General features: G+C 57.9%; 12 protein-coding genes. 6 read left to right on the top strand and 6 right to left on the bottom strand.

What is annotated here, in order from left to right:
- Positions 1-13: 13 nt before the first annotated feature.
- On the top strand, positions 14-595 hold the full coding sequence (rsmD, locus tag QMG40_RS03290) for a 16S rRNA (guanine(966)-N(2))-methyltransferase RsmD (RefSeq protein ID WP_283527865.1): 582 nt from the start codon (positions 14-16) through the stop codon (positions 593-595).
- Positions 596-776: 181 nt separating this feature from the next.
- Here the strand turns inward: rsmD and QMG40_RS03285 are convergent, their stop codons facing one another.
- From QMG40_RS03285 to QMG40_RS03275, 3 genes are all read right to left on the bottom strand, one after another.
- The gene (locus tag QMG40_RS03285) at positions 777-902 is read right to left on the bottom strand and encodes a hypothetical protein (protein WP_283527863.1); all 126 of its coding nucleotides are present in this window, start codon (positions 900-902) and stop codon (positions 777-779) included.
- A 199-nt stretch (positions 903-1101) separates the two neighbouring features.
- Positions 1102-1875: a spermidine synthase gene (locus QMG40_RS03280; RefSeq protein ID WP_283527861.1), complete on the bottom strand. Its 774-nt coding sequence runs from the start codon at positions 1873-1875 to the stop codon at positions 1102-1104.
- Positions 1875-3071: an aminotransferase class I/II-fold pyridoxal phosphate-dependent enzyme gene (locus tag QMG40_RS03275; RefSeq protein WP_283527859.1), complete on the bottom strand. Its 1197-nt coding sequence runs from the start codon at positions 3069-3071 to the stop codon at positions 1875-1877. Before QMG40_RS03275 ends, QMG40_RS03280 begins: the two co-directional genes overlap by 1 nt.
- Before the next feature lie 174 nt (positions 3072-3245).
- On the opposite strand from QMG40_RS03275, the gene coaD reads away from it, so the two are divergent.
- The 5 genes from coaD to QMG40_RS03250 are packed head-to-tail and all read left to right on the top strand — an operon-like array spanning position 3246 to position 6735.
- Complete coding sequence (coaD, locus tag QMG40_RS03270) at positions 3246-3761, top strand: pantetheine-phosphate adenylyltransferase (protein ID WP_283527857.1); 516 nt, start codon at positions 3246-3248, stop codon at positions 3759-3761.
- A 30-nt stretch (positions 3762-3791) separates the two neighbouring features.
- On the top strand, positions 3792-4613 hold the full coding sequence (locus QMG40_RS17370; RefSeq protein ID WP_459252942.1) for a YceD family protein: 822 nt from the start codon (positions 3792-3794) through the stop codon (positions 4611-4613).
- A 59-nt stretch (positions 4614-4672) separates the two neighbouring features.
- Positions 4673-4876 carry a 50S ribosomal protein L32 gene (gene rpmF, locus QMG40_RS03260; RefSeq protein WP_044579357.1) on the top strand — a complete coding sequence of 68 codons (204 nt, stop codon included), beginning with the start codon at positions 4673-4675 and terminating at the stop codon, positions 4874-4876.
- A 57-nt stretch (positions 4877-4933) separates the two neighbouring features.
- A complete protein-coding gene (gene rnc / locus QMG40_RS03255; protein WP_283527854.1) occupies positions 4934-5722 on the top strand; it encodes a ribonuclease III in 789 nt (262 codons plus the stop codon).
- Positions 5722-6735: an Fpg/Nei family DNA glycosylase gene (locus QMG40_RS03250; RefSeq protein WP_283527852.1), complete on the top strand. Its 1014-nt coding sequence runs from the start codon at positions 5722-5724 to the stop codon at positions 6733-6735. The genes rnc and QMG40_RS03250 overlap by 1 nt, the downstream gene beginning before the upstream one ends.
- 60 nt (positions 6736-6795) lie before the next feature.
- Here QMG40_RS03250 and QMG40_RS03245 read toward each other — a convergent pair whose 3' ends face one another.
- The 3 genes from QMG40_RS03245 to QMG40_RS03235 form a co-directional block, all read right to left on the bottom strand.
- Positions 6796-8658: a glycerophosphoryl diester phosphodiesterase membrane domain-containing protein gene (locus tag QMG40_RS03245; RefSeq protein ID WP_283527850.1), complete on the bottom strand. Its 1863-nt coding sequence runs from the start codon at positions 8656-8658 to the stop codon at positions 6796-6798.
- Positions 8655-9503 carry an oxygenase MpaB family protein gene (locus tag QMG40_RS03240; RefSeq protein ID WP_283527848.1) on the bottom strand — a complete coding sequence of 283 codons (849 nt, stop codon included), beginning with the start codon at positions 9501-9503 and terminating at the stop codon, positions 8655-8657. The genes QMG40_RS03245 and QMG40_RS03240 overlap by 4 nt, the downstream gene beginning before the upstream one ends.
- Positions 9504-10020: 517 nt before the next feature.
- Entirely contained in the window at positions 10021-12696 is a 2676-nt protein-coding gene (locus QMG40_RS03235; protein ID WP_283527846.1) for a helix-turn-helix transcriptional regulator, read from the bottom strand.
- Positions 12697-12706: the final 10 nt, after the last annotated feature.

Below are 12706 nucleotides of genomic sequence, written 5' to 3'. Positions count from 1 at the left end.
GCGGGGCCAAAGTATGAGCCGGATCGTTGCCGGAGCAGCTGGCGGATCTCCGCTGGTTTCGGTGCCAGGAGAAGGCACCCGTCCCACGACGGACCGGGTCAAGGAAGCACTGTTCTCAAGACTTGAATCGATGAATATGCTCTCAGGCACTAGGGTGCTTGACCTGTACGCTGGCGCTGGCTCTCTAGGAGTTGAAAGTGCCAGCCGCGGTGCAAGCTCGGTTGAGCTTGTTGAGTTCGACGACAAAGCCGCTGCCGTGTGCCAACGCAATGCCGAACTGGTCAACAAAGTAGTTGGCGCCAAAGTTGTCACAGTGAAACGGGCCAAAGTGGAATCATTTCTGGAGCGCGCAGCCTTGGCTGGCGTGGATCAGTGGGATTTGGTGTTCATGGATCCGCCGTATCCGTTGACCGAAACTGAACTCCAGCTGGTCTTAGGGCTGCTGGGGCCACGCCTGAGTGCATGCGCCGTGGTGGTTGTTGAGCGTTCCGCCCGGACACCCGAACCTTCATGGCCGCCGCTGATGGAGCGATTTGCGGAGAAGAAGTACGGGGAAACCCGGCTATGGTTTGCTGAGCCTGCGCAACTCCGGTGACCCTCCCCGCCGCTTTGTTGAGGTTGGAGATGATGACATCCCGGAGGAACGATGGGTGTCATCATCTCCAACCTCAACAGCACAGACGGGTGCGCATTGGCTCGTTAGCTCGCCAACGTGAACGGGCAACAGTCGAACAAAATCAAGCATTCGCCGGGTGAGGACGGCCCAGGCTGCTGATTCAACCGGTGAACAGCGGAGCCAACGCCAAAGTGAGGGCCGCTGCGGCAACCATCACCACTGCGGTTGAGATGGCAGCAAAAGCTCGCCGCTTGTTGCGTTCGGAATTATCAACAACGTGGTTCATATGTCGGAAAGACTGCTGGGTAACGCTGCGCCTGCCCGTTGGGGAGCGCGTTGCTGAACGGGACATTGATCTCCAGTAATATGCGGCAAATCCTCCGGGTGCTGACCGGAACCGTTGCCCACTCTACCAAGATGGTCCAAACAGCTTAGAACACAGCCGGTGTCATCATCTCCAACCTCAACAGCGCAGGCGGGTGAGGCTAGCCTGTTAGCTCGTCCAGTTCCACACCGTTGAGCACTGTGGCTGGGTGTGGGCCGGCCGCTACGAGTGACTCCGCCCAACCGGTTGGCCACGCTCCATTTGTGCCCAGCAGGATGATATTTCCGGGATAACGCCGACTAAAAAGCATGCTTGTCCCATAAGCAGCCACATTGTTCATGGTGGCCTGCAACGCCTTCGTTTGGCTGGTCACCAATGTGAATCCGGGTTCGTCGCCAACATTGACAGCCAGTAGTCCATCCGGAGTCAGCCTGGTTGCAGCTTCGCGATAGAAGTCTGCGCAGGCCAGATGCGCTGGTGCTCCGGGGCCGCTAAAAATGTCCAAAATGACGACGTCGAACTTTAGCTCCGGTGGCAGCTGCGCCAACTCTTCACGGGCATCACCAATATGAGTTGTCAGCTCGGTTCCTGCAGGCAGAGGCAACTGCTCTAAAACGAAGTCAAGCAATTCGCGTTCCAACTCCACAGCATGCTGTGTGGACCCCGGCCGGGTGGCCTGGATATACCGCGCCAAAGTCAAGGCCCCAGCACCCAAGTGCAGTGCCGTGATCGATTCGCCGGCTGGCTTAAACAGGTCAATAGCATTGGCGATCCGGCGCAGGTATTCATAGAAAACCTCCTGCGGAGCGGCCATGTTTACATGTGACTGCTCCGCACCATCGATGCTCAACACCAGGGCGTTGGCGTGCCAAGGGTCGGGCTCAATCGTGGCGTGCACGCCACTGGTCCGCAGAAAACGGCTACGGGTTTTCATCAGAGTTTTGCCTGCAAGGTACTAAGGCGTTCGGCAGCTTCTTCCAATAGTGATTCTTTCTTGCAAAAGGCAAAGCGCAAAAGTGAGCGCGTGCGCTGGGCGCCCTCGGGGTGGCAAAACACCGGAACCGGGATCGCTGCCACGCCGATGAGTTCGGGCAGTCGCCGAGCCAGCTCGGTGGCGTCGTTGACACCCATTCTTTGGGTATCCGCATTGATGAAGTAGGTCCCTTGCGGCATGTACACATCGAACCCGGCCGCGCGCAGTCCCGCACCGAGAACGTCGCGTTTGCGGGCCAACGTGGCGGCCGCGTCGGTGAAATAGCTTTTATCCATGCGCAGACCAGCAGCAATGGCACTTTGGAAAGGCGTGCCCGAAGAGTAAGTCAGGAACTGCTTAACGGTGCGGGCGGCGGCAACCAACTCGGCTGGCCCGGAGAGCCAACCAATCTTCCAGCCGGTGAAGGAAAAGGTCTTGCCGGCGGAGGAAATGGTGAGCGTTCGTTGGGCCGCACCCGGCAACGTGGCAACGGGTATGTGCCGGGGACCAAAGGTCAGGTGCTCATAGACCTCATCGGTGAGGATCACGGCGTCGTACTTAATAGCTAAACGCACCACTTCACTGAGAACTTCCTCCGGAAACATGGCCCCGGTGGGATTATGCGGATTGTTCAGGATGACCATTTTGGTGCGGGGACTGAAACTGTTTTCCAAGACGGCCAGATCAGGCATGAAATTCGGTGCAAGGAGGGCAGCAGTGGTGTGAGTGGCTCCGCTGAGCCCAATCATGGCGCCATAGGAATCATAGAAAGGCTCAAAGGTGAGGACCTCGTCACCTGGACCGGTCAACGCCAGAACTGCGGAGGCGATGGCTTCCGTGGCGCCAGTGGAAATAATGATTTCCTGCTCAGGATCCAGCGTGATGCCGTAAAAACGCTCTTGGTGCTCCGCGACGGCGCGACGCAGATCCAGAATGCCTTTCCCGGGAGCGTACTGGTTGTGACCGGAGGCGATGGCTTCTTGGGCAATGCGGCGCAGTTCTGCCGGGCCGTCCTCATCAGGAAATCCCTGACCTAAGTTGATGGCCTGGTGTTGGGCCGCCAGAGTGGTGATTTCCTCAAAAATTGTGACGCCTAAGGAGCCGTCCGGGCCCATTAAGTTGGCACCTTGGGCTGTGCGCTGCCAGGGCGAGATCATAAGTGCTCCTTCGTTGCGGATGGGAGGTGATCCCCAAGTATTGTCTCTTTGACTAGGCTACCGGCCGGGGCGTTCCGCGCGAGTCCGGCGTTACCGGTCGGTACATGCCCACAGCTGGCGGACACAGAGGCGAACAAAGAGAATTTGTGCGCAATCTCAGCTAGATTCTTCTATATGCGACGTGCCGTATGCCCCGGATCCTTTGACCCCATCCACAAGGGCCACATCGAGGTGATTGCCCGTGCGGCCGGACTTTTTGACGAAGTCATTGTTGCCATCTCCACCAATTACAACAAAACCTACCGGTTCACGCTCAATGAACGTCTGGACATGGCCAAGAATACGTTCTCAGCGATCTCAGGGATTCTTGTGGAGCCGATGGGGGAGGGCCTGCTTTCCGACTACTGTCATGCGCGCGGGATCTCGGCCATTGTAAAAGGCCTACGCTCCTCCTCGGACTTTGACTACGAGTTGCCCATGGCCACGATGAACCGCCAGCTCTCAGGCGTGGAAACTGTTTTTCTGCCAGGGGATAGCCGCTACCTGCATCTGTCCTCCACCTTGATCAAGGAAGTCCACACTTTGGGCGGTGACGTCTCCGAGTACGTCCCGCGTGCCGTGCTGCGTCGAATTCAAGGCGCCGCGGGCCCGGACACCCGACCTGTGACAACGCTCCGAACGCAAGACTAGCTCTACTTGTGCGCACGGTAAGCGGCGAATGTGGCGCCACAGTGCTTGCTGCGCGCCGTTGGCCGCTCGCGGTGCGCAGAATTTGAATTCACACGGACTCAGCAGGGCGCCGTAACGCTCATTGAGAGTTACATCACGGACGCCGCGGCTGAATGGGTTCGCTATGCAAGCCTCATCTGTCGTAGACTGGGTAAGGCCAATTGGCCTCTGGTGCCGATCATTTTGATGCCCGGCAGCTTTCGGGCTAAGATGGTGCGTCGGTCATACGTTTTTACAGGAGTTCTCATTAGCGAAACCACGTTGGGCAAAAAGTCCAACCATGGCACGCCCCTTACCGTCAGTGTCAGGGAGCTTGGGCGAAGCCCGGGCAGCATGTGGAAATTCGAGGAACGTGTACCTGTGCCGGAAGATTTTGGCACTCCGCTCATTGGCGCGACGCCTGGGTCCATTTTGGATCTGGAACTCCGTTTTGAGGCCGTCCATGAAGGAATTCTCGTGTCGGGAAACGTGCTTGTCGATGTGACAGGTGAATGCTCCCGCTGCTTGGAGACGTTCGAGGATGACCTTGAAGTCGATGTGCAAGAACTTTTCTTCTACGAGGAGCCGTCCGCGGAATTCCTTGAACAAGAAGAAGATCAGCAACGTTGGGTCGAGCACGATTCTATCGATCTTGAACCGGTGTTGCGGGACGCAGTGGTAACCGCCCTGCCGTTCCAGCCGGTGTGCCGGGAAGACTGCGAGGGTCTGTGTTCCGAATGCGGAATACACCTTGCGGATGAGCCGGGGCACCACCACGAGATCCTGGATCCTCGGTGGGATGTCCTACAGGGCTTAACCGGCGAAGATAACTAGCAAATAAGTTTTTACTTGTGGGCACATGCCTGCGAGTTATCGAGAGAAAAGAGTTTGCCGTGGCTGTTCCGAAGCGGAAGATGTCCCGTGCCAATACGCGCGCACGCCGTTCCCAGTGGAAGGCCACCGCGCCTGCTCTGGTAAAAACCATCGAAAACGGACAGGTTGTTTACAGCCTCCCGCACCAGGCCAAGGTCGTCACCGACTCAGCCGGAACCGCACTGTTCTTGGAATACAAGGGCCGTAAGGTTGCTGACGTCTAAAACGTCCGTGCGGCCAACAGGTCCGTTCGATTAATTAATATTTATTGCAGGAGTGCCATGTCCGCAGAAATTCCATCAACGGAACTCACGGACGGTCACATTCTGCTTTTGAAGCGTCTCGGTGTCACTATTGATGCCGGGACGCTTCGTCTTGCCCTAACACACCGTTCTTACGCGTATGAAAACGGTGGCATCCCCACTAATGAGCGCTTAGAATTCCTCGGCGATTCCATTCTGGGTTTCTCCGTAACTGATGCGCTGTACCGAGATCATCCCCTCTTGCCTGAAGGGGACTTGGCCAAGCGTCGCTCGGCAGTTGTCTCTACCCGCGCGTTGGCCAGCATTGGCCGCTCCTTGGGCCTGGGAGAATTCATCTACCTGGGTCAGGGTGAGCGTCTCACCAAGGGCCGGAATAAGTCTTCCATCCTGGCTGACACGATGGAAGCGCTGATCGGGGCCACCTACATCACCCACGGCATTGAAACGGCCCGCGCACTGGTTATGCGCCTCGTGGGTCCTTTGCTGGCCGATTCCGCTGTGCTGGGTGCTGGCACGGACTGGAAAACTAATATTCAGGAAATTTCTGCAGCCCGCCAGTTGGGCGCTATTTCCTACGACATCACGGGCGTTGGCCCCGATCACGACCGTTCATTTACCGCGCGGCTGATTGTGGGTGGCGAGCATTTCGGCACCGGCACTGGCCCCTCCAAAAAGGAAGCCGAGCGTTCAGCTGCCGCCGCCGCCTGGATTGAGCTGCAGAGCCGCTTTGGTGAAGATCCTTCTGGGAAGCACGACGGCGGAACCTCCTTTGCGGGGGAAGGGGCACCCGCTGCTTCTGGTGAATAATGCCTGAGCTGCCCGAAGTAGAGGTGGTACGTAGAGGCCTTGAACGGTGGATCGCTGGGCGGAGTATCAACGGTGTTTCCGTGGTGGATCCCCGCTCAATCCGCCGCCATTCCCTGGGCGTGGAAGATTTCCGTGGCAACTTGCTGGGGACTACTGTGCTGGATGTGGTGCGGCGTGGAAAGTTCCTTTGGATGCCGCTCACCGATGATGCCTCCTCATCCACGCCCCCGCATACGGCGTTGGTAGCGCACCTTGGCATGAGTGGTCAGCTGCTGGTTGAATCACCGGAACAACCACACGAGAAGCATCTAAAAGTACGCCTTTCTTTCTCCGCACGTGATGATGCTCCGGAGGAGTTGAGATTTGTTGATCAGCGGATATTCGGTGGTTTATTTCTCACCTCACTGGTGCCTACAGCCGATGGGTTGCCCGGGGGATGTGGGCTGGGCTCAGACGGCGAGGGCTCAGGCAGCAACGGAGCAGGCGGCACTTTAGCAGGCGGCACAGTAGCCGCTGTAGAGGCAATGATCCCTGACGCGGTCGCGCACATTGGCAGAGACCCGTTGGATCCCTACTTTGACCTAGAGTCCTTGCATCAGAAACTCCGGGCACGGAAAACAGGCCTGAAGCGTGCACTGTTGGATCAATCTCTGGTCTCCGGCATCGGCAATATTTATGCTGACGAGGCTCTGTGGGCTGCCAAAATGCACTTTGGCCGGCCCACGGATACGCTGCGCCGTCCCGAGACGGAACGGATCATCCATGCCGCTCGCGACGTCATGGACCGGGCGTTAGCCGCCGGAGGCACCAGTTTCGATGCGTTGTATGTCAACGTCAATGGCGCCTCCGGCTACTTTTCCCGGTCACTGAACGCCTATGGGCGCCAGGGGGAGATTTGTTACCGTTGTGATTCGCTGGGCTTATCTACACGGATTCGCCGTGACTCGTTCATGAACCGGTCTTCCTACAGTTGCCCCGTCTGCCAGCCCCAACCTCGTAATGCGCGGCTTTAGGCAGGCCGGAGGAGTAGCAGGCCGGAGGAGTAGCATGTTCAGTGAACCAGGCGGGCCGGACTAGAAAACCACCACGAATCTGGTGATGGCATCTTGTAAGATGTTCACCATTCCCGTTTCGTTTTCCATGGTGGAGCGTGATTTCAGCGCTGTGTCCGGGTGATCTGTGATGATGCCGTCAACACCGCCCCGCAGGAACCCTGTTTGCTTTGAGGCTTTATTCACTGTCCACACCATGAAACCAAGACCGGCATTGGCTGCCGCCTCCTGGATGTCAGGGGTGGCCGTCCATTCCTCCACCACAATGAAGTCCGCGATGGTGTCTGGGACGTCAACAGCGGCGAAGGCCATCGTGTATCCAATTGTGAGGTCGGGGCGTAGGGTCTTGAGGCGGTGCACGCTGGGTTTGTCGAGTGAATGATAAATGTTTTGCTGGAGGGCGCCTAGGTCTTCGAGCTCATTGACCAGCTGCTGAACATGGTCTTCGGGTTCGGCGCCACTGAATTTGATCTCAAGAAGAAGCTGCATATTAAGCTCTTGCGCCCGGGTGATGTACTCGGCAAGGGTAGGGATGCGATCTTCGTTGTCCTCCAAATCCCGGACAGTCATCGCTGTTAGTTCCTTGAGCGTGAGGTCCTTGACTGCCAGGTCTTTTCCTGTCAGGCGTTTAAGGTTGGCGTCATGCATAACCACGAACTGCTGGTCCTTACTTTGCATGACGTCCATCTCCACCAGATCCGCACCGGCACGGGACGCGGCCTCCAGCCCACTGATGGTGTTCTCAACGCCGCCATCGGAAAAGCCTCGATGAGCGAGCACCAACGTCTTTGGGTGATCCGCAATTTTCTCCATCGAAACTATGGCGCCTGTGCCCAAAACGAGGGCGAGGGCTAGTGCAGCCGTAGTGATGAACAGCGGGGCCCTGTTAGATGTTTTTTTGGCTGGCGATGAACCAGCATCCGGAACGGCGGCAGCCAGCATCTCCTGCCGCAAATGCTCAGCCGGTAGCAAGTAAGCGCGACGGCGCAGGAACACTACCAGCACCGCAGATACCAAGGTGGTAACCAAACCAGTGAGCAGCAGCGCAACTACCTGTGCCGCCCCCAAACTATAAGCTGCCACAACAGGTGATGCCTCGGGTGAGAGTGCATCGCTGATGGCTGTGGGGATCAGAGTAACAAGGGCCAGCGCCCCTGTGGCCAAGCTGGCACCCAGGAGGACTGCGGCCACCGAAATAACCAGAACTAGTTCTTGTAAACCGTGAAGCAGTTTCCAACTGAGTCGGCTTGATTGCCCGCCAGTGGCATCAGTGAGGACAAAGAGGGGAACAGTCAGTGCAAAACGCGTATTGAGAATTCCTAGCACCAGTAAAAAGATCACCAGGATGGCAGCGGATGGAATGCTCTTAAAGAGTTCGCCAGTGATGAAAGGTGGAATGGCGATGCCCTGGATGAAGGCTGATGTGAATCCAAAACCCGTTAGTGGAAGTAGGAGGAAGAGATAGCAAAGTAGCGGGAACGACGACGGCCGGATAAGTTTTCGCGACACCCTCCCCACCTCTCCCAGTACCTCGCGCACAGAAAGGGTGCCAGGACCAGTCAAACGGCTCAAAATCACCACAACAATTGTGAACTGCAGGGCCATCAGCCAGAAGGCGAGCGTGCACAATAGTATGATCAGACCCACCGTCAGCGGCAGTCCGGCGGTGCTCGTTAGGCCGCCAAGATCAAGAGCCGTCATTCCACTGGCGCGTAGTGCCTCACGGAAAAGCCAGCGCAAAATGGGAAAGGCTACGAGCAGCACAACTAGCTGCATGGCAAAGACGATACCCAGAAGACGGGCCCCGCCCTTGCGGACTAGTGCAAAGCCGCTGGCTATGTCACGGCGGACAGAGGCCCAAAATGGTATTCGGGTGGTTTTCACCGTTGACGGACCTTCCTGTACGGATGAGTGCTGACACGTTCGGTGATTTCGGAGATGAGTTCAGCGCGTGAGGATTTCTTTCGGGCCCCGGCTATGAAGCGGCGCGTCAAGCGGGCAGCACTACCTAAGTTCATGGGGCGTCCCTCGATCCCGTACAGCTGACGAGCCCAATCGGGGAGCATGAACAGGATGCCGTCCTGGACAATGATGCCTGCCCAGACTTTCACGGGGTTGCCCTTGAGGTTGGGTTTGCGAAGGCCCTTGGCCAGCTCCGCCGCCGGCAAGGTTAGAGCCATCCAACTTTTTTGCTCATCCATGTAGCTATCGAGTTCGGCGCGGGTGGAGGAAAGGATGCTCGGGTCGATGCCAACAAGCTCTGCTGCCTTGTGCTGCTCTTGAATGAACGTGTCTTGCTGGTCAATAGTCAGGTCGGGACCAAATGCATCGGCACCCCGCAGGACTCCCCAGACAACAGTGTTGTGGGTCCACACGAGCCAGTCGTGATTATCTGCGCGAAGTTCCATACCTGTCTTGGGATCGGTCCAGTGAGCATGCGCGTGCATGCGGCGTACGGAGGTGCCAGCGGCGTCCGCATGGGCGCGGTCGCCAAAAATGGTGGTGTCAATGTATCGGCCGGTGCGTTCGGCACGGCCCTCCATATCCGTGGCGTAACCGCTGGTCTGATCGAAGAGGCGCATCATCATGGGGTTTAACGCCTGCATCAGTATGGCTGCCACGCCGCCCAGTTTGGAGGAAGGGTCGGAGAAGAGTATCCAGCTCACACTCTCCGGTCCAAAATACCCCTCATCAGTGACTGTTGCTGCGGCGCTTGTTGTATCTGTCATGGTCCCTCACAGAGTCCTTTAAAAGGACACCCGGCACGGCAGCTACACAGCTGAGTCTGTGTGTTAGCGGGTGTCAGTGTTCAACCAAACTACCAACGACAACGCGGTATAAGTGGTTGTTTTGGGAAAAGCAGGTAGTGTCCGTGGCGGCTCCTCTGCGCCGCACTCGCAGCTTCACGTTGGAGGAGGCCTCCGGGGTCCGGTGCAGCTGCGAAACAAGTGGGCTCGGTGGGGGTTCCCTAGGTAGGCGTACAAAGTGGTTTTTCCAGTCACAGTGCATGCTGGCGAGAAGTGATCCGATGCTGGGGAAAGCCCAAGGTGTACGTGAGGCCCAAGTTATTGAACCGGAATTGTCCTAGCATCGCAGCTAAAAAATCGCAGCAAAAACCAGAGAAATGCGGGACTGCGTAGCTCTTAGGGGAAGAATAAGTAGCAATTTATCAATACTGCAGGGCAGCGCCCGCCCATGGCCAACCCGCCCATGGACAACCCGCCCATGGACAAGGTGTCAGAAGTGCTAGCCCAAGGGAAGCAGCTGACGGCGATCAGTCACAGCCAACTTGGTATAGGCCCGCTGAAGATGACCCTCAACTGTGCGGGGAGATAAATAAAGTTCCTCCGCTATTGCAACATTGCTGGCCCCGGCAGCCGCCCTGACGCAAACCTCGCGCTCACGTTCTGTTAACAAGGCTAAGTTAATGCGCGTGCGCTCCAGCGCTGGAGTGTTCACGCCGGCAAGTGGGCGAGACAACTCCGCTGATACCCCCAAAAGCCGTGACGCCAGTGCCCGGTGACCCCTATCCCGTGCAAGATTTGCCGCTCGTTGCGCCAGCTCGGCCGCGTACAGTGGCCGCTCACAAGCCGTATGTTCAGCGATGACATCCTCAACAGACTCTGGGTGGGCTCCCAGTACCTCCTCATACCGTTGCAGAGTGCCCGCAAGGGCGCCTTCCACACCCTTCGCACAATGACTGAGAGTGCTAATGTCATTGTGCAGACCCAACCGCCAGGCATCGTGGGCTAGTCGCAGAGCCAGCAAATGACGGCCCCGCTTTTGAGCATCCAGGGCCAGCCTCTTCCAAACTTGGGTGGCAGAGCTTGGACCGTTGAGGTAAAGATCCGCTGTAAGAAGGGTACGTTCGGCGTCTGCTCGGAGCCCATGGCCGCCGGTGACAGGGGCTGCGTGGAAGAGTGCATAGAACTCGGTTGAGCGCTCGCGGTCATCCACCATAGCTGCGGCTGCGGCACCGTACGCGGCAATCAGGCCGGTGAGGTGATGCGGGTCTATGGGTGAGACCAGGGCCAGAGCCTGCCCGCTCAGGTCCAGTGCTTGTGCCGCGTCGCCCTTCTCCAACGCTGTGCTGGCCTGCGCTGTAAGGAAAACTGCATGGTCCACGGCGAGGTCAGTCCAGTCAAGCCTGTGGCTGATTTCGGCAAGACCCGCGTGGGGATTCCCGTGAGAGAGACTGGCCACATGGATCGCATGCAGGATTTCTCCGCGTGCCGTGGGTGAGGCGGATTGCCATAGGCTGCCATCGATCAGGTTGCCAATCTCGCGCAAAGCAGTTGAGGGCATGCCACAATAACTGGTCTCGACTAACAGTTGGCTGTGGATGCGCAGCCGCAAATCTGGTGAAAGAAGCGGGTTTTTCGCATCCGCAGCCAGAGCCTCACGATCCGTTACGTGGTTTCCCACTAAGTGTAGAAGACGGGCGAATGCGTGGATTTCTTCGTTGTCGTTGGGGCGTGGCGCCAGCTGAGCGAGCGCCTCTTTGAGATCGCCTAGGCCACTGAAAATAATCCAAGCTGCGCGTAGGCGTGCGGCGTCTACTCCGAGCTCGAGCAGTGGAGCAAGGACTGCCAGAGCCGGCCTTGGCCGCCCCGTCTCATGGAGAGCTTCGGCCCGGGTGATCATCAAAGCGGTACGGGAAGCGTCGTCGGACCATGTTTGGAATCTCTGTTCATCAACGATCCGCGTCAACACCAGAACCGCGTCAAATTGCCGTGCATGGTTGGCTAGTTTCGCATCTTCGAGCAGTTCCAGGGGGCTGCTGAGTACGTCAAGGTCTTGGCTGTGTAGGGCTAAAGAAATTCTTGTGTGTGGGTGCATATCAGCACGGGGCAGGGCGGTGCGGATGCGGGCTGAATGTGCTCGTAGCGTGCTTCGTCCCAAGGTGGCTAGTACGGTGTGGGGAGTCAGCGCTGAATCAAGGGCCACTCTTGAGATAACTGGTGCACCGGCTGTGCTCCCACCATTGGAGCAGATGTGGATTAATCCGGCGTCATGGGCCTGGTCCAGCAGTTCTGCGGGAATGAGCAGGTGAGCGACGTCTTGTGGGAGTTCCCCGGTCAGGGCCAGCAGCTCTACGGCTTCCCGGAGTTCTTTGGGTTGTTCGGAGAGTCTTGTTGCAATGAGGTCCGATATTCTGCTTCCTCGAGGACGCCATTGGCTGCGAAGGGTCCAATAGGCTTTGCTGCGAGTCAGAGAGTTATCGCCCTGGGCGTCCAAGGCTAGTTCCCGTAGCTGGAGTGCATTACCCCCTGAAAAAGCCAGAAGGGTGCTGGCCGTACTGGTGTTGACACGGCCTCCAAACAACTCCTCCAACAACACCAACGCATCAAGGGTGTTCAACGAGGCCAACTCAACTCTATGTGCCTGCGCTGACACAGCGAGCCGTCGCAGTGGTGCTGGAAATGCGGCAATGGTGCGGGCTACGCACACCAACGGCAGAACACTGCTGGCCGCAAGTTGAGCGAACGCGGCTGTGCTTTCTAAATCGATATCCTCGGCGTTGTCCAGCAGCACTGTGGAGGGCCGAGAAGCCAGGCTGTGGGTCAGGGAAGCCATGAGATGTGCGGGGGAGGCGATCCGCGGCGCGGCCCCAACGAACGGCGCGGTCCCTGCAAATGAGGGCGGCCCAGTAAAAGGGGCAGGCCCGGCAAGTTGGGCGGCCAAGGTGGCCAGTGCGGCAAAGGGAACGTCCCGAAGTACGGGAGTGCCCGTGAGCCTGTACACCGGTTTGCCGTGCTGGGTGTGTGTTGCCAAGACACGGTTTGCAAACGCCGTGCGGCCACTTCCGGACTGTCCCAGCACAATAAGTACGCCACCGGCGGCTAGTGCCCGGGCAGCTTCACTTTCGAGTTTTATCCGTGAGGGCAGGGCCGTGCCGCGGGCAGCTTGAGAGACGTTCACGCACTGATTG

The sequence above is a fragment of the Arthrobacter antibioticus genome (assembly GCF_030063205.1).
Classification (GTDB): Bacteria; Actinomycetota; Actinomycetes; order Actinomycetales; family Micrococcaceae; genus Specibacter.
This window is presented reverse-complemented; position numbering and strand designations above follow the sequence as displayed.